Here is a 25939-nt window from a genome sequence, read left to right on the forward strand (position 1 = left end):
AGCGGCATTCGACGTCGTCTCCCGCGGTGGCCGGGTCCAGGCATGAAGGCACTTCAGTTCTTGACCGGGAGGTGTTTTGGCCGGTCCATATCTATTCGGATTACCGGGTGGATGATGCTGCTGGTTCTGCTGCCTGGATGGAGCGGGACCGGGCGTTCTGGCAGGGCATGGACCCGGACGACACGGGCGTGTGGGAGGTGCATCTTCCGGATAGCACTAAGCGCCGGTTGCGGATCCGGTTCCGTGATGACGGTGACCACACGTTCACCTATGACCCGATGAAGCACGGGTGGCAAAGCTATGGGCTGAAGTTCGTGGCTGAGCATCCTTACTGGGAGGGTGAACCGGTTGTCCGGTCTTGGAAGAACGGCGAGTATCAGCCGTTCTTCGAGCCGAACGGGCCGCACCTTTTCAACATCGGTTCCGGGGCTGAGATCTCTGAGGCGACCATTGACAACCTTGGCGATGTTGAGTCGTATGCTCGCTGGTTCATTGATGGGGAAACCACTGAGGCTGCTGTTGGCGTGAATGGTCTTGTGGCTGAGGTGCCGTTTGATGTGCCGGAGGGCAAGTGTCTGGTGATCGAGTCGGAACCGGACCTTATCGGCGCGACCATGTACGACGTCGTCCCGGGCGCCCCAAGTAAACCGTCTGAGCGTGTGATCGGTGTGGACATGGTGAACCCGGTGGATCGTTCGGCGGATCTGGGTGAGGCGGATTTTGCGCCGATCCCTGCAGGCGCCAGCGTCCCCTTGTCTTTGTCTCTTGCAGGTACTGGCACGGTTGAGGCTTTGTTGCCGTCGTTGTATCGGAGGGCGTGGTGAGCATCTTCCGTGTCAGCGTGTTCGATAAGGACCGGCAGTTCAAGTGCCAGATCGGTAACCCGTCCGCGCTGGTGGTGACGCCAAGGCATAACCTTCCCGGGACGCTGCAGTTGACGGTGCCGCTGAACCATCAGCGTTTGCCGCATCTCATGGCGGACGGTGCCCGGTTGCGGGTGAAGTACAAGGGTGAGCATCTGATCTCTGGGCCTATCACTGGTGAAGAGGGCGAGACGAACGGTGTGGATGGGCATGTGACGTTCACGGTTGAGGATGACTTCCGGGTGCTCCGGGACATCCTTGGCTGGCCTGTTCCGGGCGCGGCGCTCACCGGGCAGAACGTCGAGTACCGGACCTATACGGGCAACGCGGAGACGATCATCAAGACGGCGGTGCAAGAGAACGGCGTGACCCGCATGGGGATCCCCGGGCTGGTTGTGGCGGCCAACGCGAACCGTGGCGCCGTGGTGCCGGGTGGTGTTCCTGTACGGATGCACCCGTTGATAGACAAGATGTTCCCCGCCCTTGAACTGGCCGGGATTGGCGTGACGGTGCGGCAGGTCGGCTCGGATCTGGTCCTGGATGTTTATGAGCCGCGCCTGTTCCCGCGGAAACTGTCCGTGAAGGGCCGCACCCTGAAGACGACCAAATGGACCCGCACCCGTCCGACGTCGTCCCGCGTGGTGGTGGCCGGTCAGGGCGAAGGCGTGGACCGGAAGTTCCGGCAACTCATCGACGCCGCACGTGAAGCCCAGTACGGCATGCGTGCAGAGGCGTTCCGGGACGCCCGGGATGGCAACACTGACTCGGTGATGGACGCCCGCGGCCGCGAAACCCTTGACGAGAACGGGCCCAAGAACGGGCTCTCACTCGACCTCGCCGGGACCGGCATCTTCCAGTACGGCGGGCCGAAAGGGTTCCGCGTCGGCGACCGCGTCCCGGTGGACATCGGCAACGGCGTGGTCATCACCGAAACCATCCGCGAAGTGAAGCTCACGTGGAAGTCCAAGGATTACGCCCTGATTGAGCCGTCCATTGGGGAGATAACTAACCAGCCTGCGCGGATTTTCGCACAGCGACTTGCTGCCCTTAGTAAGGGGCAGCGGAATCAGGAGCGTATCTGATGCCAGTGGAATTCACGTCCCGCGGGTATGACACCACGCCGGCTAAACCGTACAACGAGGACGCGTGGGCTTTGGCTCACTCGACGGCCCCTATCGGCACGTCCCGGTATGGGGTGTCTGGCGCGAACGACTGGAAGGTCAGCATCGTGGCCGGCGCTACTCGTACCGTGTCAATAACTGCTGGCACGGGGTTTGGGTGCGGCATCACGGATCAGACGTCGGAGAATGAGACGCTGCAGTTCCCGCCGTCCGCTTCTGGGACGCGTTGGGACACTGTCGCTGTCCGTCGTGATTGGACGCCGACCGCGGGTGAGTCGAAGTTCGTGATCATCCCTGGCGGTTCCACGAAGGCTGTGTCCGGTGCGAGGCTGTCGGGGCCGGGAACGATTGATGACCAGCCCATTGCTTTGGTGCCGATCATCGAGAATCAGACCCAGCCGGGCGAGATCGTGGACATCCGGTGCTGGGCTGGCAACGGTGGCGTGTACGCGAAGGACGTCCTTGCTTGCCAGTACCTTGGCCAGCTCGGCGGCATGGTCACGGTCGGTTATGAGCAGTACCAGTACATCCTTAGCGATAACGATTCGCCTACGTGGGTGAATGTCGGCGGCGTGATGCGCGGCCCGGTACCGCTGGGTTTCGACCCGGGCATCTACATCGAGCAGGGCACGTGGATGAAGAACGCTGTCAAGGCGCCGGCTGTCTCCCGGATCGGGCGGCGAGTTGAGCTGCAAGGCGGCCTGGCCAACGTGATCCCGATCAAGTATGACGCCATGGACGTCAACAAGCCGGCCACTGAGTACACCTTGGCAACGGTTCCTCCGGAGTTCGCACCGAAGGCTCCCAGCGAGGTTCTGACGCCGCTGCTGGTGAACGCCTATCAGGCGGACCTACGAGTTACTCCCGCCGGCGAAATCAAGATCAGCTTCCGGTCAGGCGTACCGCTTCAGGTGGCCCGGGCGATGGTGTTCCAACTCGGCGGGCTCGGGTGGTACGTGTGAGAGGGGCCGATCATGCCGCATAGGTTCACTGGTCATCGTCTCGCGAATCTTTACGCGCAACCGTTCGAGGCCGCCGTTGCCCTGGTGCTGATCATCACCGGCGTGCTTGTCACGTTCGATGAGAAGTTCACGCCAGCCTCCATCAGCGCCCTGTCACCACCGTGGAACGTGCTGTTCCGGCTGTTGCTATTGGTGGCCGGCGTGCTGATGTTCTCCGGCCTCATACGGGGCAAACACCGTTGGTCGTTCGGGCTGGAAATGGTGGGCATGTCACTGGCCGCTGTCGTCTTTTTCACCTACGCGGCCGGGCTCATGGAGAGCATCGCCACGAGCGGGCAGCACCGCGCCGCTATGGGCGGCCTGACCTACGCCATCGTTGCGTGCGCCTGCATCGTGAAAGTCCGGGCCCTATGGATCGAGGCGCACAACCGGCTCTTGCTGATCAAGGAGCTCCCATTGCCGCAGGAGGACAAGAATGACTGAAATTCTGCCATTGATCCTCGGCGGCGGCACACTGGGCGCCATTGTGGCTCTGGTGGGGTCATTGATCAACCGCCGGAATGTGAAGTCCGAGGCGCAGGCCCGCGACCTGAAGACACCGGCTGAGGTAGACAACCTCGTGGCCACGACCCACCGGGCGAACCTTGACGCTGTCCTCGCCGTGAACGCGACGCTGCTGGCGAACAACGGGAAGCTGCAGGAACGCCTTGCCGCCGTAGAGGAAACCCAGAAGGACCAGGGCCGGGCGCAGGCCGAGCTTGGGGCTTTGGTGGACATGCTGCAGCGTGGCCTGGCTTCGGCGTACGCGTACATCACGACGCTGCTGAAGATCATCGAGGACCACCTCCCGCACGTGGAGATCCCGACGCCACCCAAGGGCTACAAGCCAACCACCGAATCACTGGACCAGGAGGCATCATGAGGCGACCTGTCGACGCCCGACTGACGCAGGACTTCGGCGACGGCGCAACCGCTGGCGTTGTCCCAAACTCGGACCCTGCTTCCGGAATGGGCTATTACGTGTGGCTGTACGGCAACTACCAGCCTGACGGTCATACGGGGCAGGACTACGGCGCCAGCTCAGGCTCCAAGGTGTACGCGGTCACTTCGGGAACCGTGCTGCATGTTGGGCGTTTGAGTGGCACCTACGCGGACAACCCGTGGTGGATCCTGCCCAGCTTCTTCGGCTACGGCTACGTGATCGACCACGGCGCCTTCATCGGGATCTACGGCCACTGCCTCGACGGCGGAGCGAAGGTCAACAAGGACCAGTGGGTGTCCGAGGGCCAGGTCATTGGCCTGTCCGGTTCCACCGGCGCGTCCGTGGCGCCTCACCTTCACTTCGAGATCCTCCGCGATGGCTACGTGCTGAACAGCCGCTACTACGGCCGCAGCAACCCGGAAGACCTCTTCTCTGGGGCATCCATCGAATCGTCTGGCAACAGTGCGCCAGCGCCCACCTACACCGCGGACCAGTTGGTGCTGGTCAATCTCGGCATCCCCCTCCCGTAAAGGAAAAGACCATGGGAAAACTCCCTGAAGGTATGACTAACGAGCGTTATCTGCGTTTCGGCCCTGAGGCTCTGGTGGAGGGCGGCCCGTCCATGAAAGACGGGCTCTCCATTGAGCAGCAGATCGAGAAAGCACCGGTGGACGCTCTCTGGAATCCCCAGATCGATTGGGGCAAATACAAGACCAGCGCGTACGGCCAGCTCGCTTTCAACGCCCAGGCTCTTGCCCGGATCGAAGCGAACCAGCGTGCCGACCGCGCCATCCTGCAGCAGATCCTGGCGGCGACGTCATCCGGCGCGAGCGTGGTCATCGACTATGACCGCATTGAGAAGGCCATCGCCGACAACATGCCGACCTTCGAAATTACCCCGATCACGAAGGAGGGCTGATCTATGACACCGATCGTTCCCGGAGTTGACCCGGCCGCCCTTGAAGCCCTCGCGAAGCTGGGCACGCCCGTCCTCTGGCTGATGGCTGTGGCCTTCTTTGCGCCGCCGGTCATCGCTGTCATTCAGCAAACACGGTGGTCCGCCCGCAAGCAGTCCATCGTGGCGTTCCTCTTCTACGTCGTAGTCGCAGGTGTGTGGGTCTGGCTCAACGGCCTGTTCAGTGTCGTTGGCTGGGTGGCTGCCGTGCTGCTGGTCTTCATCGTCGCCGGTACTGCTTACCGCGAGGCATGGAAAAAGCTCGGCGTTACTGGCGCCATCCAGGCCGCCACTGATGCCAAGAAGAACGACGAACCCACCCACCGCGCCTAACCCCACCACCCGCCTTGGAGGCTTTTGAATGACTGACTACCCCATTGGGATGGAACTGGTTGTTGATCCTGACAACCCGATGAATGTTGTGGTGAATGGTTCGGTGGGGATTTACGCGCCGGAAGACACGGCAGGCACGACGTTGTTGGCGTTGAAGGACGCGAACGGTTTCCCCCTCGCGAACCCGTTGACGTCTAATGCGTACGGGTTCCTGCCGCCCTTCCTCGCACCACTCCCGCAAGTGCGTTGGAAGTCCGGCGAATTCACCGGGTTCTACAACTCATTCATCGGCCTCCGAGACGAAGCCGTAGCCGCCAAAAACGCGGCCCAAGACGCCGTCACTGAAGCCGCCGGCGCGGGTGCCAGTGCAGCCGTCGCCCAAGCCGCCGCCGAACTCGCCGCCCAGGCAGCAACCGGTGGCGGCGTAGCGCTCGACCCTACCGACGCTGACACTCTCGTCTTCACCACCAAGTCTGATGGTTCCATTGCCGTGGATCCTGCCGACGCTGACGCCCTGCTCATCACCGCCTGATAGGAGCCCCGCCCATGGCCATCAAGAAAGTCCCGTCGCTTGACGGGTCCGGCAAGATCTTCAACAAGCACATCCCCGACCGCCTCCAAGACACGGCACTTAATGCCACTTATGTCCCCAAGTGGAAGGCCAACACTGCGTACCTCGCAGGTGAGGCTGTCGTTTCTCCGACTGGTGACACAGTGACCGCCAAGGAGAACTTCACCTCTGGGACCAACTACAGTGCCGCGAACTGGAACGTACCCACTAATGTCGCAGCAAAGCTGGACAAGGTAGAGGCAGCGGCGACGTATGCCACCAAGAGCTACGTGGACAACGCTGTGGGTTCTGGATCTGGGGTGGCCAAAACGGTGCAGGTAGGAGACTCGCTGACCCAGAACTGGGCCTCTTACCTGCAACCACTGATCACCGCTCTGGGGCGGACCGTCGATAACATCGGGATCGGCGGCCAGGGAACGGGCCAGATCGCTGCGCGCCAGGGCGGCTCTCCAGCGCTGCTCACGGTCACTGGCAACGTCATCCCTGCATCCGGGCCCGTCTCCGTGACGGCGTACAGCAAGAACCTCTTGCAGCGTCCGAGCGACGGAACCCAGACCATCGATGGCGTACTCGCGGGTGTTGCCGGAACGTTGAAGCTGGTGCAGTCCGGAACCACGTACACGTACACCTTTAGCCGCAAGGATGCTGGGTTGGAAATGCCTTGCCCGCCAGCCTCACCATTCGCCGCGGGCTTTCCCTATCAGGACTCCTGGCCGATTATTTGGACCGGTCGAAACGACATCGGCGCGGGCGTGTTCCGGGTCCCCAAGGCGGACATCATCGCGGACATGAAGAAGATGCTGGGCTGGTCACGGCAGCCGGCTCGGGCTCTAGTCCTCTCCGTGCTGCCACGCGCTGATCAGGACACCGCCGGAACGGCAGCGCGAGCAATTCTGGACGAACTCAATGACGCTTTGCGGACAGAGTTCCCGGGTGCATGGTGGGATGTTGCGGCTTTCCTCCGCACTGACACGGCCTTCACTATCGCTGGGGTGACGAAGACTGCACAGGACATCACTGACATCAGCAACGGGCTTACCCCCACGTCGTTCCGGAGCGACATTGTGCACCTCAACGCTACCGGCTATGCCCTGTTGAACAAGGTTCTGCCGCACGTGCTGAACGGCAGGGGATGGAACGTCGCCAGCTTGCCTGATCTTGGCGTACCGCCAGTCACGTTGCACAGCAACGGTGTCGCCGGAGCGGTACAGCGCTACGTTCTCTCCACAAACACGGCCGCAGTGGGAGCGGAAATCGTCTCGGTCAAGGACCAAGCCGGAAGCGCTGACCTGGTCCGAATGGGAGCAAACCCCTTCCCCCGGATCGCTCAGGTGGGCGACGACTTCACAGCCCAGTTCGTGCCTGGCGCCGTCGGTGTCGGAACAGTTGGTGCACTGGGAGCCAACCCGGCAACCCTCAACGCACCATTCACCATGGCCATCGTCGTACGGTCCCTTGCCAACGCTTTCAACATCTTCTCCGTTGACGGCTACAGGCTCCAGCGGGCGCAGAACGGCACATGGTTCCTCGGAGGCGGACAGGCCGACCCAGCCACCAGCGGTTTTGTAACACTGCCGGCCACTGACGACTACGTCGTGCTGTTCGGCCTTTGCGACGGCACAAACTCCCGGCTGGTCGTGAACTCCACCGTATCCGCCAATGCCGGGACGATCGTCGGCAAGGCAACCGCGTACTCAGGCTTCACCAAGCTTGGCCCCCAAGTCGGCGGCATGGGGGGAACGATCGACGTCGCCGAAGCGAACGTCTGGCCATTCATCCTTGACGCCACCCAGCGAGCCGCGCACGTGGCAGCCATGAAGGCTCAGTACCAGATGATTGCCTAGAAAGCAGGAGGGGCGTGAATAGGTTCTACCCTGTTCACGCCCCTCCTCAGCATTTTTGCTTTACTTGGCTGCTATCCCCGCTTGCTGCAACAGGCTGAGGTTCTTCTCGAAAAGCACTTTGTAACCAGCGTCATTTGGGTGTTTGCTATCCGATGCGAGCAGTTCTGGTTTTCCCTGCAATGGTTGGCCGCTATCCAGGTAGACGCCTCCAACGGCCGTGACAGACTCCTTCACGGCCGCCGCGATGGTTGGGATGGCAGCAGGAGCGGGATCATCATCCCAAAGCGGGCTGAAAGCTACGATCTTCGCGTTCGGTAGCTCCCGACGAAGATCCGTGTAAAAGCCTTTGATTGCGGCGACTTCATCCTCAACCTCGATGGCGTAGTCATTGCGCCCACCGGAAACAATGACGACTTCGGGCGCGAATGCCTTAGCCTCGGCGATCATCTCCCCGTAGCTTGGGCAGGCCTCGCGGTTGCAGGCATCCTTAGCCTTTACTGGATCCTTGGTCCCAGCCACGTAGCCAGTCCCCCCGCGTGCGAAGTTCTGCAACTGCCATGCCTGGTTGCGGCCAAGCTGCTGCACCCAGCCGAGGTCAAGATTCGTGGCACCCGACCCTGCTGAATAAGAGTCACCAATCGATGCCACCTTGACCGGAGCTGCTTTTGTGGGAAGAGGAGTGGCTGAGTAGTTGGCCACCTTCTCTGAGACCGGCGGCGGGGGTGTGGGGCGAAGGACCGCAAAACCGGCTACACCAGCAGCCGCGATGCCCAGCGCTGCGAGCCCAACAATTACACCTACGCGAGCGTTACGCTGCCGCTTCCGTGCCATCATTCCCCATCCCCAGATTATGCAAAGTCAAAGGCCATTCTACGGTGCCCGCTAGGGGCAAATAAGACCGGTATTGTTCCCCTGCGTAATAGAGCCCCATCCTCTTCTGAGGGTGGGGCTCTTGCCGTGTTTAAGAGGTGCGGATGACGATGGCCTTGGAGTCTTCGGGGATCAGTGCCTGGGCAGCAGCGTAAGCCGTCGCGTAGTCGGCGCCGGATGCTCGCACGGTGTTCTGTCCGCCGGCCGCGTTCTCAATGGTCAAGATAACTTCCACCCCACCATCTTGGCATGATGGGACGTATGCCGATCCTCCCGCCAACATCGTTCCACCTTGACGGCGTCACCTACGACTTCATCCAGCCCGACCGCATAGGGCCGGTGGAAGACGTCCAATCATGGGGCCTCGGCAACCAACCCAAAGTCCAGGCGCAAATCCCACTCAAAACTGGCGGGACCATCACCGTATACGCAGAAGCCACCCACTGGAACCGAACCCAAATCCACGTCCGCTGGCACGACGACAACAAAGACAGCCTCACAGCCTGGCTACTCCGCGACCAAGTCCGACCAGTCACCGAGTCCGAATGGGACATCGACCAATACAACCGATGCCCGGAGTGGTTGCGGCCTGCGCAGTGGGGGAAGCGGCTACCAGGATTCCTGCCAGAGTGAATGGCTACACCTTTTCGGGTACTTTTGGACCTCATGCACGCTGGTTCCATTCCATGCACGTTTAGCGTCGTCGGCTACACCGTTGGCTACACTTGGGCAGTTTCTTGGCCGTTACGTGGGGGAATGGGAAAGGCCCCGATCCCTTGTGGCTACTGGGATTGGGGCCTCTTCTGCTCCGAGCTTCCTATCAGAATCGAACTGATGACCTTTTCATTACGAGTGAAACGCTCTACCGACTGAGCTAAGGAAGCACCGCGTTTATCCCCGGTTTCCCGGGCGATCACGCAAGACATAACTGTAATAGAGGCACCGCGCCCGGGTCAAAACGAGCGAGGAGGCCGCCGTTGCGGGGATGTTCACCCGGGCGTCGGGCCGGGTTCAGGCGGCTGTTTCCCGGTCGCCGGAAGCTGGGGCATCACCTGTGGCACCACGTCGCCACACCACCAGCCGAAGGAGCCGCTCGATGACCGGGGACGCACTGACCAGGGACGCCAACACCACACCCAACCGGCTGCGGCTGGCTGTGGTGGACATGGTGGGGACCACCATCACCGACGACGGCCGCACCGAACAGGCCCTGTCCCGTGCTCTGGCCGAACACGGCATTGAGCCGGGGAGCAGCCGTTTTGAAAGCATGCTCGGCTACGCCCGGGACACCATGGGCTTCTCCAAAATGACCGTTTTCAGCCGCCTCTTCGAGGACCCCGCGGTGGCCAGCAGTGCCAACAAAGTATTTGAGCGGGCTTATGACGAACTCATCGAAGACGGCGGAGTCCGCGCCATCCCAGGCGCGGAGGACGCCATCCTGTGGATGCGTGAGTCCGGCATGCAGGTCTGCCTGGCCACGGGGTTCGGCCGCCACACCCAGAACATGGTGCTCGAGTCTCTGGGGTGGATGGGGCTGGCCGATCTCAGCCTGTGCCCGGCAGACGCAGGCAGGGGACGGCCCTACCCGGACATGATCCTCACCGCTGTGCTCGCCCTTGACCTGGATGACGTGCGGGAAGTCGCGGTGGTCGGGGACACCAGCTCGGACATGCTCTCAGGAGTCCGCTCCGGGGCGTCCCTTATTGCGGGCGTGCTGACCGGCTCGCACTCAGAGGCGACCCTTCGCGCGGCCGGTGCTACCGTCGTCGTCGATTCCATCAAGCAGCTCCCGCTCCTGGTGGAGAAGCGCGAAGCCAGGCACCTCTAGCAGGTGAGGCCGTCCTGCGGCAGCTTCCCGTCAACAAAGTAGTCGTCGACGGCGGTGCTGACGCAGGAGTTCGAGCGGCCGTAGGCGGTGTGCCCCTCGCCTTCCCAGGTGACGAGGGAGGCGTTCCCAAGCTGTTTGCGCAGCGATTGGGACCATTCCAGGGGAGTGGCAGGGTCTCCGGTGGTGCCGACCACCACAATGGGGGCTTCGCCGGAGTACTTGACCGGTGCAGGTGTGCGCGTGCTGGGGTACGGCCAGTCCTTGCAGTTCACGCCGCCGTAGGCAAAGAATGCGCCGAAGGTGGGGGACTCCTGGAGAAGACGGGCTTCCTCAGCACGCATTCCGGCGGTGTCCATGACCATCGGGTAGTCCAGGCAGTTGATGGCCTGGAAGGCGAAGGCCGAGTTGGAGCTGTACGTGCCGTTGGGTTCGCGGTCCGCGCCGAGGTCGGCGAGGCGCATCATCTGCGACACGTCGCCGGAGAAGGCGCTGTCCAATGCCTGGGTCAATGCCGGCCAGCTTTGGTCGTTGTACAGCGGCAGGATGAGGCCGTTGACGAAGTCGTTTCCGGTCACCAGTCTGCCGTCCTTGGCAGTTTGCGGATTCTGGTCCACAGCGCTGATGAGGTCCCTGATTTCCTGGACGCCGTTGTCCACGGAGCCGCTCATGGGGCACTGGTTCTGTTTCTGGCAGCTCGCCACGTAGGTGTGGATGGCCTTTTCGAAGGCGCGGGCCTGCCCCGAAGTCAGTTCCTCGTTGCTGATGGACGGGTCCACGGCTCCATCAAGAACCAAGTGGCCCACGTTGTCCGGGAAGAGTGAAGCGTAGGTCGAGCCAAGGAACGTTCCGTAGGAGAAGCCCAGGTAGTTGAGCTTGGAATCATTGACCACGGCGCGCAGGATGTCCAGGTCCTTCGCGGCGCTGACGGTGTCGATGTGTCCCAGGACAGGACCGGTCTGTTGGGCGCACTGCCCGGCGAAGGACTTGTTGAAGGCGATGGCAGCTGCCAGGCCCTCATCGGTATCTTTTCGGAAGACTTTTGCGCGGGCGGCATCGCGCTCGGCGTCGGTCATGCACTTCACCGGTGCCGAGTCCTTCACGCCGCGGGGGTCGAAGCCCACGACGTCGTAGTTGTTCCGGAGTTTCTCCGTGAAGTGGGTGGTGCCAGCGTCCTTGATGAAGTCCACGCCCGAGCCTCCGGGGCCGCCGGGGTTGACCAGGACTGAACCTTTTTTGTTGCCCGTGCTGGGCAGCTTGATCGCGGCCAGCGTGATTTCATCGGCTCCGGGCTGGGCGTAATCCATGGGAACACGGACCCTCCCGCACTGGAGGCCGTCCCCGCACGAGCTCCACTCCACGGCCTGCGAGTAGAACTTCTCCAACCCCTTGGGAGCCGACGCCGCGATGGATGGTTCCACCGTGCTGGTGGAGGGCTTCGCCGTGGGCCCCTGCAGGAAGGGTACGGTGCAGGCGCTGAGGGCCAGCATGGCTGCCAAGGCCACGCACATTGCCGCGAACCCGCGGGCACGGGATCCCGGCCGTGCCTTGCCACGGTACGCAGCACCACCGGCAGAAGGCTGGGCAGACCGGTCCCTTGAAGGGTTACCGGCGGGCCGGCGTCGTGCGGACGTCATGCGTTCTCCTATTGCTGGATGAGGCTGGTTGCCATGGACTCGACCGCCAACAGCGGCGCCACGTTGGTGGTGGTAATGCGGACCCGGGCTTTATTGATGGCGTCCATCCGGGCCAGGGTGGTTTCCGGGTTTGAACGGCCTGCGTATTCTTCCAGTTCGCCCCTGAGCTCAACGTTGACCAGTTCAACGGCGTTCCCCAACTGGATGATCAGCACGTCCCGGTAGAAGGACAAGAGGTCCGTCAGGGTGCGGTCCAGGGAGTCGGTGATGGAGCGCTTGGCGCGCCGCTTCTGGTCATCCTCCAGCTGCTTGACCTGGCTGCGCATCGACGGCGGCAACGTTCCGGACTCGGGCGCGCCCAGACTGGCGAGCAGCGCGATCTTCTCGGCGGCATCGCGTTCATCGTTGGAGCTGTTGGCTTCCTCCGTTGCGATCTTGACCAGCTTTTCGGCCATCATCACGGCAGCTGTCACTCCCCGCAAACCCAGGGGAATGCGGACGGTCTCCAGGCGACGCTCCCTGGCCTCGGCGTCGCGGGCCAATCTGCGGGCGATGCCGATGTGGCTTTGGGCCGCGCGGGCGGCCCGTTCCGCGAGTTGGCGGTCTACGCCGTCGCGCCTTACCAAAAGATCGGCGACGTCGGCGGCCGGGGGAAGCCGCAGGCTCACCGGGCGGCAGCGGGAACGGATGGTGACCAGGACATCGGCAGGGGAGGGGGCGCAGAGCATCCAGATGGTGCGCGGCGTTGGTTCCTCGATGGCCTTCAACAGTACATTGGTGGTGCGCTCGGCCATGCGGTCCGCATCTTCCACCACGATGATGCGCCAGCGGCCCGTGGCCGGCCGGTCGCCGGCTTTGGAAACGAGTTCGCGGGCTTCATCAATGGTGATGGTGACTTTCTCTGTTCGCACGAACGTCACGTCCGAGTGCGTCTCACCAAGGATGGTGTGGCAGGCCGCGCAGACGCCGCAGCCTCGCTGGGTGACGTCGTCCTGTTCGCAGTTCAGTGCGGCCGCAAAGGCTTTGGCCGCGTTGGAGCGTCCGGAGCCCGGGGGACCGGTGAAGAGCCACGCATGGGTGAGGCCCGACTCGCCCTGCGCCGCCTGCTTCAGCTGCGCGACAACGGGAGCCTGCCCCTGGAGGTCGTCCCAGACGCTCACGGGCGGAGGCCGGGAACTCGGTCACCCAACAGCGACTCCACCCGCTCCAGGATCCGGGCGGCGAGTGCCTCGATGTCATCGCCGGCAGGCAGGACCAGGTAGCTCGAGGGCGCGGCCCCGGCCAGGTCCAGGAAAGCATGGCGGATGGCTGAGTGGAATTCGTCCGGCTCGGATTCAAGCCGGTCCTCGGCAGCGTCCCCGGCCGTGCGGCGCTGGCGGCCGTCGGCGGGATCGACGTCGAGCAAAACGGTCAGGTGCGGATGGAGCCCTTCGGTGGCCCATTCATTAAGGGACAAGACACCGTCGGCACCCAGGCCGCGGCCGGCACCTTGGTAGGCGACAGAGGAATCGATGTAGCGGTCCGTAATGACCACCGTCCCGTTGGCCAAGGCAGGACGGATGACCTGGTGGGCGTGGGCGGCGCGGGCAGCGGCGAACATCAGGGCCTCGGTACGGGCATCGATGGTCCCATGACCATGGTCCAGCACCAGGGAGCGCAGCTTCTCGCCGATCGGGGTGCCACCCGGTTCGCGGGTCCGCAGGACGGATAGGCCCCGGGATTCGAGGGCATCGGACAGCCGGGCGGCCTGTGTGGACTTGCCCGCTCCGTCCCCGCCTTCGAACGCGATGAAAAGACCTGTGCTCTGAATACTCACGCGTCTAGCCTACCGAGCTTCCCTGACAGCAAAGGCGCGTAATGCCTTTCATCCACAGCATCGCCCGCGACTACGCTGAAACCATGAGCCTTTCCGATCAGCACGCCGCCGAATTGTCGCCTGAAACCGTTGTGGTTGCTGCCGGTCGTCCGGATCGATCCCACGATGAACCGGTGAATCCGCCCATCGTCCTGTCCTCCACATACTTCGGTACAGGCAGCCTGGGCGACGGCGACAGAGGCTACGGCCGCTATGCGAACCCCACCTGGGACCCCTTCGAGGACGCGCTGGCAAAACTGGAAGGCGCCACGCTCCCGGGCCTGCTGTACGCATCAGGCCTTGCCGCGGTCAGTTCAGCGCTCTCACTGGTGCCGGCAGGGGGCGTCGTGGTGATGCCCACCCACAGCTACGCGGGCTCCTTGGTGATGGCCACGGAACTGGCAGAGAAGGGCTTCCTTGAACTCCGTACCGTGGACATCACGGACACTGAAGCGGTCAAGGCCCTGATCAGCCCGGAACACGGCAGGAAGGCAGACCTGCTCTGGCTCGAAAGCCCCACCAACCCCATGCTCGGCATCGCCGACATCCGCTCCTTGACCGATGCCGCCCATGCCGCGGGCGCGATCGTGGTCACCGACAATACTTTCTCCACGCCCCTGGTGCAGCAGCCCCTGAGCCTGGGCTCCGACGTCGTGCTTCACTCGGTGACCAAGTACCTGGCCGGGCATTCGGACGTCGTCCTGGGCGCCTTGGTGACATCCAACCCGGAGCTGCGCGCGGCCCTGCTGCACCACCGCATCATCCACGGCGGCATCGCCGGCCCGTTCGAGGCCTGGCTGGCCCTTCGCGGCCTGCGTACCCTGGCGTTGCGGATCGAGCGCTCGCAGGCCTCGGCAGCCACCCTCGCCGAACGGCTCAGCACGCATCCCCGGGTCGAAGCCATCAGGTATCCGGGCCTGGCCGCCGACCCCGGACACGAGCGGGCGAAAGACCAGATGAAGGGCTTCGGCTCCATCCTTTGCATCCAGCTCGCCGGAGACCAGCACCGCTCCGGCGCCGACGCCGCGGACGAACTGGTCCGCGCGTTGCAGCTGTGGCTACCGGCGACATCCTTGGGCGGGGTTGAGTCATTGATCGAACGACGGCGCCGGCACACGGCCGAGCCGCTCAGCGTCCCGGACAACCTGGTCCGCTTGAGTGTTGGAATCGAGAACGTTGAAGACCTCTGGTCCGACCTCGAGCAAGCACTCAAGGCGTTGGACAGTTAGGCTGGAGGGCGTGGACGGAAAAATCTTGATCGCGTACGTCAGCACCGGCGTTTACCTCATCCTGGGGCTGGTGGCCCTGGCCTTGGAACTGTGGGCGTTCGCTGATTGCCTGCGGCACCGGCCCACCCTGTTCGTGGCTGCTTCCAAGCGGACCAAGACCTTCTGGCTTGCGCTGACGGGTGTGTCCTTGGCCATCGGGGCGTTGACGTTGCTGACAGGCGGCAGCAGCCTTGGCCTCTTCGGGATCGCCGCCGTCACCGCGGCCTGCGTCTACCTCGCCGATGTCCGCCCGGCTGTCCGTGAAGCGGGCAGTGGCGGTAACCGGAACGTGGGTCCGTACGGCCCCTGGTAAAACGGGGTCAGTTCGGCGCCACGGCGTCCCACGCCACCGTCAGTTCACCCAGGCGCCACCGCGAGGGTCCATCCTGAAGCGGCCACCCGGCGTCGCGCAGTGAACGGCACATCCCTGTCCAACGCTGCCGGTTTCCGAACGACGCCAGAGGCGCCGCGTCCAGCCAGGCTTTGTCCATGGCCTGCAGAAAGGCGTGGATTGGCTCGCCCGGCACGTTGCGGTGAATAAGCGCCTTGGGCAGCCGCTCGGCAACCTCGGACGGCAGCTCGAAACTGCCGAACCGGACAGAGAAGCTCAGGCTCAAGGCTCGCTCCCGGTCGAGTGCCACCCAGGTGACGCGGCGGCCGATTTCGTCGCAGGTGCCGTCGATGAACAGCCCGTTCGGGGCAAGCCGCGACTGCACCAGCGACCAGATAGCGGGTACGTCCGCCTCCTCGTACTGCCTCAGCACGTTGAATGCCCGGACCAGCACGGGATTGCCCGGCACCGGGACTTCGAAGCCGCCCACGTGGAAGCTCAGCCCGGGCCGTTCCAGCGCCTTCGCGGTCCGTACGCGCTCAGGCTCGATCTCGATTCCGCTCACCCGCACGTCCGGGCGGACGGCCTGCAGCCTGTCGAACAGCTCGACGGCGGTGGTCGGCGAGGCGCCATAGCCCAGGTCCACCACAAGGGGCTCGACGGCGGTGCGCAGCCGCCACGCCTGCGGTCCGGCGAGCCAGCGGTCCAGGCGCCGCATCCGGTTGGGGTTGGTGGTTCCACGGGTAATGTTGCCGACCGGTTTGCCGCCCCTGCTGCGGGGAGAGCCCACGCGTTCCGCCTTTTGCACCACGGCCCCACTTTATCGTGCTGCCCGTAACGCCGGGCAGGGCAGGGGGCCGCTCAGCTAGGATGAAAACCATGACTTACAAGCTGATTCTGCTGCGCCATGGCCACAGCGAATGGAACGCCAAGAACCTGTTCACCGGTTGGGTGGACGTTGACCTGAACGACCAAGGCCGCAAAGAAGCAGTGCGCGGCGGGGAGCTCCTGGTGGAGAACAACATCCTCCCGGACATCCTCTACACCTCGCTCCTTAAGCGTGCCATCAACACGGCCAACATGGCCCTGGACAAGGCTGACCGCGGCTGGATCCCGGTCAAGCGCGACTGGCGCCTCAACGAACGCCACTACGGCGCTTTGCAGGGCAAGGACAAGGCCCAGACCCTTGCCGAGTTCGGCGAAGAGCAGTTCATGGAGTGGCGCCGCAGCTACGACACTCCGCCGCCGCCCCTGTCCGATGACAGCGAGTTCTCCCAGGCACACGACGTCCGTTACAAGGACCTCGGCGACGCCTTGCCCCGCACCGAGTGCCTCAAGGACGTCCTTGTCCGTCTTCTTCCGTACTGGGAATCGGACATCAAGGAAGACCTCAAGGCCGGCAAGACCGTTTTGGTCACGGCCCACGGCAACTCCCTGCGCGCGCTGGTCAAGCACCTGGACGGCATCAGCGACGACGCCATCGCCGGCCTGAACATCCCCACGGGCATCCCGCTGGTGTACGAACTCGATGAAGACTTCCAGCCCGTCACCCCCGGTGGAACCTACCTGGATCCCGACGCCGCGGCCGAGGCCATCCTCGCAGTAGCGAACCAAGGCAAGAAATAGGCAAACGACGGCGGCCGGTCACCTCAGGGTGACCGGCCGCCGTCGTATGTTCTGCAGTTTGAGCGCTAGAAGCCCTCGGGCTGCCATTCGCCGGTCACCAGGTAGGTGACCTTGCGGGCGACGGAGACGCCGTGGTCGGCGAAGCGCTCGAAGTAGCGGCTGGCCAGCGCGACGTCCACGGTGGTGGCTGCTGATTCGCTCCAGTCCGGGGCTGCGATCGCCTTGAAGACGCTGAGGTGGAGGTCGTCCACGGCAATGTTGATCTTGAGGATGTCCCGGGCAACTTCAAGGTCGCGGGTCTCGAGCAGTTCAATGACCTTGGCGACGATCTCGATGTCATGCTGGGCCATGGCCTTGAAGGTCTGGGTCAGCGAAGCCGGGATCACCGTTGCGGGGTAGCGGAGGCGTGCCAGCTGGGCCACGTGGCGGGCGAGGTCACCCATGCGTTCGAGCGAAGCACTCATGCGGAGCGAACCAACGATCATGCGAAGGTCGCTCGCCACCGGGCCCTGCAGCGCCAGGATGTCGATGGCGCGCTCGTCCAGGCTGTTCTGGAGGAAGTCGATCCGGGCGTCTGCCGCAATGACATCCTGTGCAAGATCCACGTCAGCGCCTTCGAAGGACGTTGTAGCCTTCGTGATTGCTTCGTGAACCAGCTTGGAGATCTCGATGAGGTCGTCACCTACCTGGGTGAGCTCCTCCTGAAAAACCTTGCGCACTAAGGCGTCCTTTCCTTGGAAATCCTGTCCCGGGGCGGGGACGGACTTCAAAACCATTGGCAGTCCAACCAGTAACTGTGTCAGGGCACCATGAACTGTTTGGCACCTTTAGATGAACGTTTGTTGAACCGTGGAGGTTTGGCGCCGGATCAATGCTTCGGCCTGATTCCACAGCATAAGCTGGACACGTGGATCCGTTGCTTATAGGTGTCATTGCAGGCCTGGTTGGCCTGTCGCTGGGCGTCTTTGGCATGCTCGCTTTCAGGATCAGCGAACGTCAGCGCAGCATCGTGGATCTGGATGTCACCGAGCCACTGCTCCCTGAAGGTGCAGCGGAAGTCCTTGCCGTCGTCGGGCGTGCGTTCGTGGTGGTGGACGCCATCGATGGTGTCGTCCGCGCCAGCCCTGCCGCCTACGCTTATGGCCTGGTCCGGGGACACACGGTGGTCCACAAGCAGCTCCTGGACATGACGGCAAAGGTCCGCCGTGACGGCGTGATCCTTGAGGAGCAGTACGAACTCCCGCGCGGACCCCTGGGCAAAGGCACCATTGTGGTCCAGGTCCGGGCGGCCATGCTCGGCTGGGAATATATCGTTCTGTTGGCCGATGACCGCACCGAGATCACCCGCACCGAGGAGATCCGGAACGACTTCGTGGCCAACGTCTCCCACGAACTCAAGACCCCCGTCGGCGCGATCTCCCTCCTCGCGGAGGCGCTGGAAGCATCGCCCGATGACGAGGAAGCCGTGCGCCGCTTCGCCAAGCGGATGCACAAGGAGTCCGGCCGCCTGGCCGCGCTGGTCCAGGACATTATTGAACTCTCCCGCCTCCAGGGTGCCAACGTCGCGCAGCAAGGCAACAAGGTGGACATCAACACGGTGATCACCGAAGCCGTGGACCGTTCGCAGCTTCCGGCCGAGAGCAAGAACATCCAGATCGTGGTGGGCGGCCATTCCGATTCCCTGGTGTTCGGCGACCGCGACCTCCTGGTGACTGCCTTGCGGAACCTGATCGACAACGCCATCCGCTATTCGCCCGAGAACACGCGCGTGGGCGTCGGTGTCCGGACGCGCGAAGGCGTCGTGGCCATTTCAGTCACCGACCAAGGCGAAGGCTTGACGCCCGAGGACCAGGAGCGGGTGTTCGAACGCTTCTACCGCGTTGACGCAGCACGCTCCAGGCACACAGGCGGCACCGGTCTCGGACTCAGCATCGTCAAGCACGTGGTCTCCAACCATGGCGGCGAAGTGACCGTTTGGTCCCAGCCCGGCCAGGGCTCCACCTTCACCATCCGCTTGCCGGAGATGGAAGAGCAGGACGACGACGCCGGCCTTCCGCCTTCCGTAGCCACCGCGGCAGTCGCCGTTGGGTCCGCAGGTGGCCCGGCCGCCGTCGAACGTGAACCTGCTACCCAGCAACCCCAGCACGTGAATCAGCAAGGGGGCGCCAGCGGCGCCCGAGAACAAGGAGCCAGCGCTTGAGCCGGATTTTGATAGTTGAGGACGAAGAGTCCTTCAGCGACCCCCTGTCCTATCTTCTGGGCAAAGAGGGATTCGACGTCGAAGTAGTGGACAACGGCAGCGACGCCTTGGTGGAGTTCGACCGGAACGGTGCGGACCTGGTCCTGCTGGATCTGCAGTTGCCGGGAACGCCCGGTACGGAAGTGTGCCGCCAGCTGCGGCAGCGTTCCAGCGTCCCGGTGATCATGCTGACCGCCAAGGACTCGGAGATCGACAAGGTTGTTGGGCTGGAACTGGGGGCGGACGACTACGTCACCAAGCCCTACTCGTCCCGTGAATTGGTGGCCCGCGTCCGCGCCGTGCTGCGCAGGCAGGGCGAACCCGAGGAACTCATCACCTCCACCGTGCAGGCGGGACCTGTCCGCATGGATATCGAGCGCCACGTAGTGAGCGTCAACGGCGAGCAGGTTTCCTTGCCGTTGAAGGAATTCGAACTGCTGGAAATGCTGCTCCGCAATTCCGGCCGGGTCCTGACGCGTGGACAGCTCATTGATCGTGTGTGGGGTTCGGATTACGTTGGCGACACCAAAACCCTGGACGTGCACGTGAAGAGGCTCCGCAGCAAGATCGAGCCGGATCCGTCCGCGCCGCGGTACCTGGTGACGGTGCGGGGCCTGGGCTACAAGTTCGAGCCGTAACCCCCGCACCGCCTGCCCCGTCCCCCCGGGAGTTTTTGTACAGGTAATGCCCTTAAGAACGCTTCTTAAGGGCATTACCTGTACAAAAACTCGCTCAGTGGGGGCAAAAAGGAAGGGTCCCGCCGCGGCGGGACCCTTCCTTTTGTCTGTTCGCTGGCCCCGGCCGTTAGTGGCCGGCTGCGGAACTCGTGGAGGTCTCAGACGGGGTTGCCGAGCTGGTGGCGGTACCCGTTGCGCCAGGAGTTGCCGAGCCGCTGGGGGTTGCCGAAGGGCTGGGCAGGTACTTGGCGTACTCCGGGAGAGTGCCGTTGACTACCGGGACGTTGATCGTTGCGGAGTCGGATCCGCTGCGGATGGTCACGGGGGTCAGGCCACCGGGGATCACGCCCGCGGTGCTGAGGATCGCGGCGTCGGCGGTGTCGTTGAGGTATGTTTCCGACATTGCCTTGACCGGAATTTCGGTCTGGGCGCCGTTTGCTCCGCTGAGCGTCAGCGTGGCGTCGGAGTTGGACTGGTTGAACACGGCACCGATGACGCGGCCGGGTTCCTTCTCGCCGGAAGCGACGATGAGGATGTTCCGCAGCTGCAGCTTTCCGAGGTCGGCCCTGACCCCGTCCGAAGCCGAGTACTGGTGCGAAGTCTGCTGGGCGTTGACGAAGCCGCAGCCGGTAACGGACAGAAGACCGACGCCGATTGCAGCGGCCGCAATTGCCAGCTTGCCGCGCTGGACAGTGTTCATCGCAGAAATGCGCACGACACCTACTCCTAGAGTCATTGGAAACTTTTTCAGCCATAGCCTATCGGCAAACGGCCCAAAACAAGGATTCGTGAGGGCTTTGTGGCGGAGTTGACGGAGAAGCCCGGCGCCTCGCGTTGCCTGCCCGATGCATCTTTCGGCGAATACGTCAAGAGCTTGGATGAACCCGTTTGGGGCCTCTTTCCCAGTATTGGCGCGGGCGAGACAGCTGTTCGATGCCAGTCGTATGCCTTAATCGTGATAGACTAGTCTGCGGGAAAGGGGAAAGTCCACATGGTTTTTGAGGTCGGCGAGACAGTAGTTTACCCTCACCACGGTGCAGCAAAAATTGAGGAAATCAAGATGCGCACCATCAAGGGCGAAGAGAAGATGTATCTCAAGCTCAAGGTGGCTCAGGGTGATCTGACCATTGAAGTTCCAGCAGAGAATGTTGACCTTGTTGGGGTCCGGGACGTAGTGGGCAAGGACGGTTTGGAGCACGTTTTCGATGTTCTCCGCGCCGAGTTCACTGAAGAGCCCACCAACTGGTCACGTCGTTACAAGGCAAACCTGGAGAAGCTTGCTTCAGGCGATGTCATCAAGGTGGCAGAGGTCGTCCGCGATCTTTGGCGTCGTGATCACGATCGCGGCCTTTCCGCAGGTGAGAAGCGCATGCTGGCCAAGGCGCGGCAGATTCTGATTTCAGAACTGGCCCTGGCCGAAAAGACAGACGAAGAGAAGGCTGCAAGCGTTCTTGACGAGGTCTTGGCTTCCTAAGAATTGATGCCCGGTGGTGCGAAAGCGCCGCCGGGTTTCTTTTTGCCCTCAGAGGCTGCTGCACGGCGGAAATACCCGGAATGTGGGTATTTCATGCATATCTTGCATACCCTTGAGCGCATGACTCATCCTTCCAAGCGCGCCGTTACGGCCGTGATTGTGGTTGCCGCCGGTTCCGGTGAGCGCCTCGGCTACGGCATGCCCAAAGCCCAGGTTCCGTTGGGCGGCGAAACCATCCTGATGCACGCCCTGCGCGGAGTTGTCGCCTCCGACGTCGCCCGCCAGATCTGCGTTGCTGTGCCCAAGGGTGACACCGTGTTGCGCGCTTCGATCGCGGACTTCACGGTGGACCTGGTGGACGGTGGTCCTGAAGTGACAGTCGTCGACGGCGGATCCTCCCGCGCGGATTCCGTCCGCGCCGCTTTGGCTGCTTTGGAAGACGGTACCGAGTTCGTCCTCGTCCATGACGCTGCCCGGGCCCTGGCCCCTGAACGGGTGTTCCAGCGCGTTGCCGATGCTTTGTCGTCCGGTGCCAAGGCCGTGATTCCCGCGATGCCGGTGGTCGACACCATCAAGACCGTCGCGGAAACGGATCCTTCGGATGCCTCGATTGCGCCGGAAGTTGTCACGGGCACCGCTCCCCGGGAGCAGCTCCGGGCCGTCCAAACCCCCCAAGGTTTCGAGCTCGCCACCCTGCAACGGGCGCATCAGGCCGCCGAACTCTTCGATGACAAGCAGGCTGCCGCAGTAACCGACGACGCCATGCTGGTGGAACTCCTCGGTGTCCCGGTCCACGCTGTCCGGGGGGCGAGCCAGTCCCTGAAGATCACCACGCCATTGGACCTCATCATCGCCGAGGGGCTCCTCGAAGGTCCGCTGGGAATGCGTTGGGTGGAGGGCTGATGGCGCTGGAGAACAACGTCCTGCCGCGGACCGGCATCGGTATCGATGTCCACGCTTTCGCTCCTGAAGATGACCCCCAGCCGCTCTGGTTGGGCGGCCTGCTGTGGGAAGGCGAACAGGGGCTGTCAGGGCATTCCGACGGCGACTGCGTCGCGCACGCTGCCGCTGATGCCCTCTTCTCCGCGTGCGGCATCGGTGATCTTGGCACACACTTCGGCACGGACCGGCCCGAGTACGCCGGCGCTTCCGGCGTGACGCTCCTTTCAGAGGCCGCCCGGATCGTTCGAGCGGCAGGTTTCGAGATCGGAAACGTGGCGGTCCAGTTCGTGGCCAACCGGCCCAAGTTCGGGCCACGGCGGGAAGAGTCGCAGAAAGTCCTCAGCGAAGCAGCCGGGGCCCCGGTCAGTGTCACGGCCACCACCAGCGATGGCCTGGGATTCACGGGTCGCGGCGAGGGCATTTCGGCCGTGGCCACTGCATTGGTCTACGTGGTGTCCGGCCATGAGGTACCGCCCGCTGAGCCGGGCCCGGCGAAAGGTGCGCCCCATGCGTAAGCCAAGTGCCGGCGTCGTGCGTTCGGCAGTGGTGCTGGCGGCCGCGCTGGCCACCGTGCTCCTGCTGGGAGGTTGCGCAGGGACGCCCAGGATGGATGTGAAGGCCAGCTGCGATTTCCTGAACAACGACGCCTTCAAGCCGGACGGCAACCAGCAGCAGCAGTCGAAGCAGCTTGCTGAGCACTATCACGAGATCGCGGATAAGGTAGCGCCGGAAATCGGCGATCCCATCAAGGAAATGGCCGCGATCATGGACAAGGCCGCCGCGTCGTCGCTGGGAGCGGCCACGCAGGAGCAGCAGGAAAAACTCAAGGTTCAGTTCAACAAGATCGGTGAATACTGCAAGTAGGCAAGTCACGCCGCGTCATCGGCTAATCTGGAGCGGTGACCCTGCGCTTTTATGACACCGCCTCCGCCGAAGTCCGTGACTTCGTTCCCCTCGAAGACGGCAAGGCCAGCGTGTACTACTGCGGGGCCACTGTCCAGGGAATGCCCCACGTGGGCCACGTCAGGTCAGCGATCGCCTTTGACCAGCTGACCCGTTGGCTCGAATTCCGCGGGCTGCGCGTGACTGTCGTACGCAACGTCACGGACATCGACGACAAGATCCTGGCAAAGTCCGCGCAGTCGTTCGGGCCGGAGTGGGACAGTGAACCCACGGCCCGCCAGGCGGAGGAGTGGTGGGCCCTTGCCTACCGCTACGAGCAGGAATTCGAGAAGGCCTACGAGTCCCTGGGCGTGCAGCGTCCCACCTACGAGCCGCGTGCCACAGGGCACATCCCGGAAATGCACGCGCTGATCCAGCGCCTCATGGACCGCGGCCACGCCTACGCCGCTCTGGACGGTTCCGGCGATGTCTACTTCGACGTGCGCTCCTGGAGCAAGTACGGCTCGCTGACGCGACAGAACATCGACGACATGCAAGGCGCCGCCGACGCCGACCCCCGGGGCAAGCGCGACCCCCGCGACTTCGCGCTGTGGAAGGGATTCAAAGAGGGCGAACCCGTCACCGCCAAATGGGACTCTCCCTGGGGCGCAGGCCGGCCCGGTTGGCACCTGGAGTGCTCAGCCATGGTCACCAAATACCTGGGCACGCGCTTCGACATCCACGGTGGGGGACTGGACCTGCGCTTCCCGCACCACGAGAACGAGATGGCCCAGTCACAGGCCGCCGGCGATGAGTTTGCCAACTTCTGGATGCACAACGGCATGGTCACGTACGAGGGCGAAAAGATGTCCAAGTCCATCGGCAACACCGTAAGCCCGGCCGAGATGCTTGAACTCGCCTCACCCCGCGTCGTCCGCTACTACCTTGGCCAGGCCCACTACCGGTCCGTGCTGGATTACCGGCCCACTTCGCTGCAGGAGGCCGCGGCCGCCGTCGAACGCATTGACGGATTTATCTCGAAAGCTTCCGCGAAAGTCCCCGGTGGCATGGACGTGGCACCACAAGCCAACATGCCTGCAGCCTTCAGCGCCGCCATGGATGACGACCTCAATGTTCCCCAGGCTCTCGGTGTGCTGCACGAAACCGTCCGGGCAGGCAACACGGCCCTCGCCTCAGGTGACCTGGACGCCGCCAAGGCAGCCCTGTACAGCGTGCTTTCCATGACCGAGGTACTAGGCCTGGACGCGGTGAAGCAGCCCGAAGCCGAGCAGGGCCGTGAACATGCTGCGCTGAAGGTCCTCGTCGACGCACAGCTCGAAGCCCGCGCCGCAGCCAGGGCCAGCAAGGACTGGGCCGCGTCCGACGCGATCCGCGATACGCTCGCGGCCGCCGGCGTCGTCGTCGAAGATGGTGCGGACGGCGCCAGCTGGAGCCTCAAGCGCGACTGACAAAGCGGCGCTGCGGCCGAATTGCATTGGGTCAGTAGACTTGATTCCAGACTTACTCACAAAAATCAAGGATGGAACCCCATGGCCAACAACGGTAACCGGTCGGTCAAGAAGAAGAAGGGCCCCTCCGCTGGTACCGGAGGCCACGGCCGCAAGGCCCTCGAAGGCAGGGGCCCCACTCCCAAGGCGGAGGACCGCGTCTACCACAAGGCCTACAAGAACAAGGAGCTTGCCGAGCGCTCGGCTGCCAAGCGCGGACCGGCACGTCCGGGTGGCGCAGGCGCCCGCTCGGGCCCGAAGGGCCGTGCCACCGAGGAACTGGTCACCGGCCGCAACTCCGTAGTGGAAGCCCTGCGCGCGGGCATCCCGGCCAAGGCGCTGCACGTTGCCATCCGCATCGAAATGGATGACCGCGTCAAGGAATCCCTCAAGCTCGCGGCCGAGCGCGGTATCCCGTTGCTGGAGACCGGCAAGCCTGAGCTGGACCGAATGACCGAGGACGCCGTCCACCAGGGACTCGTTCTGCAGATCCCGCCGTACGAGTATGAGGACGCGTACGAGCTCGCGGAACAAACCGTGGAGAAGTGGAAGAAGGGACACATTTCCAACGCCCCGATCTTCGTGGCATTGGATGGCATTACCGATCCCCGCAACCTCGGCGCCATCATCCGTTCCGTGTCCGCTTTCAGTGGTCACGGCGTGATCGTGCCCGAGCGTCGTTCGGTGGGCGTTACGGCGTCCGCCTGGAAGACCAGCGCCGGTGCCGCTGTCCGCGTACCGGTGGCCCGCGCGTCGAACCTTAACAACGCGCTCAAGCAGTTCAAGAACATGGGCATCTACGTCCTTGGCCTGGACGGCGATGGCGATGTCTCGCTGCCCGACCTCACGGTTGCCACCGAGCCTGTCTGCATCGTGGTTGGTTCAGAGGGCAAGGGCCTCAGCCGCTTGGTTCGCGAAAACTGCGACCAGATCGTCTCCATCCCGATCGACTCAGCCATGGAATCGCTCAACGCCTCCATGGCCGTGGGAATCTCGCTGTACGAGGTCTCCCGGCAACGCTCCGCCAAGTAAGCGGTTGCTTTAAGGGCGGTGGTCGCTGACGCGGCCGCCGCCTTTTGCATACCAACGCTCTCTCGCGTCCCGCGGGTTTGGTGGCGTCGCTCGCTCACGTCCAGCGTGATTCGGTCGCGAAGACACGACGGCGGTAGCCCCC

The 25939-nt window shown here is 63.5% G+C and carries 31 protein-coding genes and 1 tRNA gene; 23 read left to right on the top strand and 9 right to left on the bottom strand.

Annotation, left to right across the window (positions count from 1 at the left end; genetic code table 11):
- Nucleotides 1-107: 107 nt before the first annotated feature.
- Genes N5P29_RS04355 through N5P29_RS04400 form a run of 10 tightly spaced genes read left to right on the top strand, consistent with a single transcriptional unit; the run spans nt 108 to nt 7631 of the window.
- A complete protein-coding gene (locus tag N5P29_RS04355; RefSeq protein ID WP_262277444.1) occupies nt 108-824 on the top strand; it encodes a phage tail family protein in 717 nt (238 codons plus the stop codon).
- Nucleotides 821-1945 carry a Gp37-like protein gene (locus N5P29_RS04360; RefSeq protein WP_262277445.1) on the top strand — a complete coding sequence of 375 codons (1125 nt, stop codon included), beginning with the start codon at nt 821-823 and terminating at the stop codon, nt 1943-1945. Before N5P29_RS04355 ends, N5P29_RS04360 begins: the two co-directional genes overlap by 4 nt.
- On the top strand, nt 1945-2946 hold the full coding sequence (locus N5P29_RS04365) for a hypothetical protein (RefSeq protein WP_262277446.1): 1002 nt from the start codon (nt 1945-1947) through the stop codon (nt 2944-2946). The genes N5P29_RS04360 and N5P29_RS04365 overlap by 1 nt, the downstream gene beginning before the upstream one ends.
- A gap of 12 nt (nt 2947-2958) precedes the next feature.
- On the top strand, nt 2959-3429 hold the full coding sequence (locus N5P29_RS04370; protein ID WP_262277447.1) for a hypothetical protein: 471 nt from the start codon (nt 2959-2961) through the stop codon (nt 3427-3429).
- Nucleotides 3422-3868 carry a hypothetical protein gene (locus tag N5P29_RS04375; protein ID WP_262277448.1) on the top strand — a complete coding sequence of 149 codons (447 nt, stop codon included), beginning with the start codon at nt 3422-3424 and terminating at the stop codon, nt 3866-3868. The genes N5P29_RS04370 and N5P29_RS04375 overlap by 8 nt, the downstream gene beginning before the upstream one ends.
- Entirely contained in the window at nt 3865-4458 is a 594-nt protein-coding gene (locus tag N5P29_RS04380; RefSeq protein ID WP_262277449.1) for a M23 family metallopeptidase, read from the top strand. Before N5P29_RS04375 ends, N5P29_RS04380 begins: the two co-directional genes overlap by 4 nt.
- 32 nt (nt 4459-4490) lie before the next feature.
- Complete coding sequence (locus N5P29_RS04385) at nt 4491-4847, top strand: hypothetical protein (RefSeq protein ID WP_262277450.1); 357 nt, start codon at nt 4491-4493, stop codon at nt 4845-4847.
- 3 nt (nt 4848-4850) lie between these two features.
- Nucleotides 4851-5216 (top strand): hypothetical protein, encoded by a 366-nt coding sequence (locus N5P29_RS04390; protein WP_262277451.1) that lies wholly within the window; start codon nt 4851-4853, stop codon nt 5214-5216.
- Nucleotides 5217-5244: 28 nt separating this feature from the next.
- Complete coding sequence (locus tag N5P29_RS04395; RefSeq protein ID WP_262277452.1) at nt 5245-5748, top strand: hypothetical protein; 504 nt, start codon at nt 5245-5247, stop codon at nt 5746-5748.
- A gap of 14 nt (nt 5749-5762) precedes the next feature.
- The gene (locus N5P29_RS04400; protein ID WP_262277453.1) at nt 5763-7631 is read left to right on the top strand and encodes an SGNH/GDSL hydrolase family protein; all 1869 of its coding nucleotides are present in this window, start codon (nt 5763-5765) and stop codon (nt 7629-7631) included.
- Nucleotides 7632-7691: 60 nt separating this feature from the next.
- Here the strand turns inward: N5P29_RS04400 and N5P29_RS04405 are convergent, their stop codons facing one another.
- Nucleotides 7692-8279 (bottom strand): SGNH/GDSL hydrolase family protein, encoded by a 588-nt coding sequence (locus N5P29_RS04405; protein ID WP_262277454.1) that lies wholly within the window; start codon nt 8277-8279, stop codon nt 7692-7694.
- A 313-nt stretch (nt 8280-8592) separates the two neighbouring features.
- Nucleotides 8593-8724 carry a hypothetical protein gene (locus N5P29_RS04410; protein WP_262277455.1) on the bottom strand — a complete coding sequence of 44 codons (132 nt, stop codon included), beginning with the start codon at nt 8722-8724 and terminating at the stop codon, nt 8593-8595.
- A 26-nt stretch (nt 8725-8750) separates the two neighbouring features.
- Here N5P29_RS04410 and N5P29_RS04415 point away from each other — a divergent pair, with 26 nt between their 5' ends.
- Entirely contained in the window at nt 8751-9134 is a 384-nt protein-coding gene (locus tag N5P29_RS04415) for a hypothetical protein (RefSeq protein ID WP_262277456.1), read from the top strand.
- Nucleotides 9135-9312: 178 nt separating this feature from the next.
- Here N5P29_RS04415 and N5P29_RS04420 read toward each other — a convergent pair.
- Nucleotides 9313-9385: transfer RNA gene (locus N5P29_RS04420), tRNA-Thr, on the bottom strand.
- A gap of 212 nt (nt 9386-9597) precedes the next feature.
- On the opposite strand from N5P29_RS04420, the gene N5P29_RS04425 reads away from it, so the two are divergent.
- Entirely contained in the window at nt 9598-10329 is a 732-nt protein-coding gene (locus tag N5P29_RS04425; RefSeq protein ID WP_262277457.1) for an HAD family hydrolase, read from the top strand.
- Here N5P29_RS04425 and N5P29_RS04430 read toward each other — a convergent pair.
- The 3 genes from N5P29_RS04430 to tmk are packed head-to-tail and all read right to left on the bottom strand — an operon-like array spanning nt 10326 to nt 13779.
- Nucleotides 10326-11963 (bottom strand): alpha/beta hydrolase, encoded by a 1638-nt coding sequence (locus N5P29_RS04430; RefSeq protein WP_262277458.1) that lies wholly within the window; start codon nt 11961-11963, stop codon nt 10326-10328. The two genes, N5P29_RS04425 and N5P29_RS04430, sit on opposite strands and share 4 nt — an antisense overlap.
- Nucleotides 11964-11971: 8 nt before the next feature.
- Nucleotides 11972-13123 (bottom strand): DNA polymerase III subunit delta', encoded by a 1152-nt coding sequence (locus tag N5P29_RS04435; protein ID WP_262277459.1) that lies wholly within the window; start codon nt 13121-13123, stop codon nt 11972-11974.
- Nucleotides 13120-13779, bottom strand: coding sequence for a dTMP kinase (gene tmk, locus N5P29_RS04440; RefSeq protein ID WP_262277460.1), 660 nt, complete (start codon nt 13777-13779; stop codon nt 13120-13122). The genes N5P29_RS04435 and tmk overlap by 4 nt, the downstream gene beginning before the upstream one ends.
- An 83-nt stretch (nt 13780-13862) precedes the next feature.
- On the opposite strand from tmk, the gene N5P29_RS04445 reads away from it, so the two are divergent.
- Nucleotides 13863-15047: a trans-sulfuration enzyme family protein gene (locus N5P29_RS04445; RefSeq protein ID WP_262278502.1), complete on the top strand. Its 1185-nt coding sequence runs from the start codon at nt 13863-13865 to the stop codon at nt 15045-15047.
- A gap of 10 nt (nt 15048-15057) precedes the next feature.
- The gene (locus tag N5P29_RS04450) at nt 15058-15399 is read left to right on the top strand and encodes a DUF2516 family protein (RefSeq protein ID WP_144661626.1); all 342 of its coding nucleotides are present in this window, start codon (nt 15058-15060) and stop codon (nt 15397-15399) included.
- A 7-nt stretch (nt 15400-15406) separates the two neighbouring features.
- Here N5P29_RS04450 and N5P29_RS04455 read toward each other — a convergent pair whose 3' ends face one another.
- Nucleotides 15407-16228: a class I SAM-dependent methyltransferase gene (locus N5P29_RS04455; protein ID WP_262277461.1), complete on the bottom strand. Its 822-nt coding sequence runs from the start codon at nt 16226-16228 to the stop codon at nt 15407-15409.
- A gap of 68 nt (nt 16229-16296) precedes the next feature.
- Here N5P29_RS04455 and N5P29_RS04460 point away from each other — a divergent pair, with 68 nt between their 5' ends.
- Nucleotides 16297-17043: a phosphoglyceromutase gene (locus N5P29_RS04460; RefSeq protein ID WP_144661627.1), complete on the top strand. Its 747-nt coding sequence runs from the start codon at nt 16297-16299 to the stop codon at nt 17041-17043.
- Nucleotides 17044-17108: 65 nt separating this feature from the next.
- Here N5P29_RS04460 and phoU read toward each other — a convergent pair whose 3' ends face one another.
- Entirely contained in the window at nt 17109-17762 is a 654-nt protein-coding gene (phoU, locus tag N5P29_RS04465; protein WP_262277462.1) for a phosphate signaling complex protein PhoU, read from the bottom strand.
- Nucleotides 17763-17959: 197 nt separating this feature from the next.
- On the opposite strand from phoU, the gene N5P29_RS04470 reads away from it, so the two are divergent.
- Both N5P29_RS04470 and N5P29_RS04475 read left to right on the top strand, forming a co-directional pair.
- A complete protein-coding gene (locus N5P29_RS04470) occupies nt 17960-19243 on the top strand; it encodes a sensor histidine kinase (RefSeq protein ID WP_262278503.1) in 1284 nt (427 codons plus the stop codon).
- On the top strand, nt 19240-19920 hold the full coding sequence (locus N5P29_RS04475; protein WP_020608526.1) for a winged helix-turn-helix domain-containing protein: 681 nt from the start codon (nt 19240-19242) through the stop codon (nt 19918-19920). The genes N5P29_RS04470 and N5P29_RS04475 overlap by 4 nt, the downstream gene beginning before the upstream one ends.
- Before the next feature lie 166 nt (nt 19921-20086).
- Here N5P29_RS04475 and N5P29_RS04480 read toward each other — a convergent pair whose 3' ends face one another.
- Complete coding sequence (locus N5P29_RS04480; protein WP_262278504.1) at nt 20087-20659, bottom strand: hypothetical protein; 573 nt, start codon at nt 20657-20659, stop codon at nt 20087-20089.
- 291 nt (nt 20660-20950) lie between these two features.
- On the opposite strand from N5P29_RS04480, the gene N5P29_RS04485 reads away from it, so the two are divergent.
- The 6 genes from N5P29_RS04485 to rlmB all read left to right on the top strand — a co-directional run bounded on the left by N5P29_RS04485 (nt 20951) and on the right by rlmB (nt 25797).
- Entirely contained in the window at nt 20951-21433 is a 483-nt protein-coding gene (locus N5P29_RS04485) for a CarD family transcriptional regulator (RefSeq protein WP_009357288.1), read from the top strand.
- A 120-nt stretch (nt 21434-21553) separates the two neighbouring features.
- Nucleotides 21554-22336 carry a 2-C-methyl-D-erythritol 4-phosphate cytidylyltransferase gene (ispD, locus tag N5P29_RS04490; RefSeq protein WP_262277463.1) on the top strand — a complete coding sequence of 261 codons (783 nt, stop codon included), beginning with the start codon at nt 21554-21556 and terminating at the stop codon, nt 22334-22336.
- Nucleotides 22336-22890 (top strand): 2-C-methyl-D-erythritol 2,4-cyclodiphosphate synthase, encoded by a 555-nt coding sequence (gene ispF / locus N5P29_RS04495; RefSeq protein ID WP_262277464.1) that lies wholly within the window; start codon nt 22336-22338, stop codon nt 22888-22890. The genes ispD and ispF overlap by 1 nt, the downstream gene beginning before the upstream one ends.
- A complete protein-coding gene (locus tag N5P29_RS04500) occupies nt 22883-23239 on the top strand; it encodes a hypothetical protein (RefSeq protein ID WP_262277465.1) in 357 nt (118 codons plus the stop codon). The genes ispF and N5P29_RS04500 overlap by 8 nt, the downstream gene beginning before the upstream one ends.
- Before the next feature lie 35 nt (nt 23240-23274).
- Nucleotides 23275-24726: a cysteine--tRNA ligase gene (gene cysS / locus N5P29_RS04505; protein ID WP_262277466.1), complete on the top strand. Its 1452-nt coding sequence runs from the start codon at nt 23275-23277 to the stop codon at nt 24724-24726.
- Nucleotides 24727-24807: 81 nt separating this feature from the next.
- The gene (gene rlmB, locus N5P29_RS04510; RefSeq protein WP_262277467.1) at nt 24808-25797 is read left to right on the top strand and encodes a 23S rRNA (guanosine(2251)-2'-O)-methyltransferase RlmB; all 990 of its coding nucleotides are present in this window, start codon (nt 24808-24810) and stop codon (nt 25795-25797) included.
- Nucleotides 25798-25939: the final 142 nt, after the last annotated feature.

This window comes from Paenarthrobacter sp. JL.01a (genome assembly GCF_025452095.1).
In the GTDB taxonomy this organism is placed as follows: Bacteria; Actinomycetota; Actinomycetes; order Actinomycetales; family Micrococcaceae; genus Arthrobacter.

What these genes read in the sequence shown, in the direction of transcription:
- N5P29_RS04365 (WP_262277446.1), top strand. Translation starts at nt 1,945, where the DNA reads ATGCCAGTGGAATTCACGTCCCGCGGGTATGACACCACGCCGGCTAAA.
- N5P29_RS04370 (WP_262277447.1), top strand. Translation starts at nt 2,959, where the DNA reads ATGCCGCATAGGTTCACTGGTCATCGTCTCGCGAATCTTTACGCGCAA.
- N5P29_RS04375 (WP_262277448.1), top strand. Translation starts at nt 3,422, where the DNA reads ATGACTGAAATTCTGCCATTGATCCTCGGCGGCGGCACACTGGGCGCC.
- N5P29_RS04380 (WP_262277449.1), top strand. Translation starts at nt 3,865, where the DNA reads ATGAGGCGACCTGTCGACGCCCGACTGACGCAGGACTTCGGCGACGGC.
- N5P29_RS04385 (WP_262277450.1), top strand. Translation starts at nt 4,491, where the DNA reads ATGACTAACGAGCGTTATCTGCGTTTCGGCCCTGAGGCTCTGGTGGAG.
- N5P29_RS04390 (WP_262277451.1), top strand. Translation starts at nt 4,851, where the DNA reads ATGACACCGATCGTTCCCGGAGTTGACCCGGCCGCCCTTGAAGCCCTC.
- N5P29_RS04395 (WP_262277452.1), top strand. Translation starts at nt 5,245, where the DNA reads ATGACTGACTACCCCATTGGGATGGAACTGGTTGTTGATCCTGACAAC.
- N5P29_RS04400 (WP_262277453.1), top strand. Translation starts at nt 5,763, where the DNA reads ATGGCCATCAAGAAAGTCCCGTCGCTTGACGGGTCCGGCAAGATCTTC.
- N5P29_RS04415 (WP_262277456.1), top strand. Translation starts at nt 8,751, where the DNA reads ATGATGGGACGTATGCCGATCCTCCCGCCAACATCGTTCCACCTTGAC.
- N5P29_RS04425 (WP_262277457.1), top strand. Translation starts at nt 9,598, where the DNA reads ATGACCGGGGACGCACTGACCAGGGACGCCAACACCACACCCAACCGG.
- N5P29_RS04430 (WP_262277458.1), bottom strand. Translation starts at nt 11,963, where the DNA reads ATGACGTCCGCACGACGCCGGCCCGCCGGTAACCCTTCAAGGGACCGG.
- N5P29_RS04445 (WP_262278502.1), top strand. Translation starts at nt 13,863, where the DNA reads ATGAGCCTTTCCGATCAGCACGCCGCCGAATTGTCGCCTGAAACCGTT.
- N5P29_RS04460 (WP_144661627.1), top strand. Translation starts at nt 16,297, where the DNA reads ATGACTTACAAGCTGATTCTGCTGCGCCATGGCCACAGCGAATGGAAC.
- N5P29_RS04480 (WP_262278504.1), bottom strand. Translation starts at nt 20,659, where the DNA reads ATGAACACTGTCCAGCGCGGCAAGCTGGCAATTGCGGCCGCTGCAATC.
- N5P29_RS04485 (WP_009357288.1), top strand. Translation starts at nt 20,951, where the DNA reads ATGGTTTTTGAGGTCGGCGAGACAGTAGTTTACCCTCACCACGGTGCA.
- ispD (WP_262277463.1), top strand. Translation starts at nt 21,554, where the DNA reads ATGACTCATCCTTCCAAGCGCGCCGTTACGGCCGTGATTGTGGTTGCC.
- ispF (WP_262277464.1), top strand. Translation starts at nt 22,336, where the DNA reads ATGGCGCTGGAGAACAACGTCCTGCCGCGGACCGGCATCGGTATCGAT.
- N5P29_RS04500 (WP_262277465.1), top strand. Translation starts at nt 22,883, where the DNA reads ATGCGTAAGCCAAGTGCCGGCGTCGTGCGTTCGGCAGTGGTGCTGGCG.
- rlmB (WP_262277467.1), top strand. Translation starts at nt 24,808, where the DNA reads ATGGCCAACAACGGTAACCGGTCGGTCAAGAAGAAGAAGGGCCCCTCC.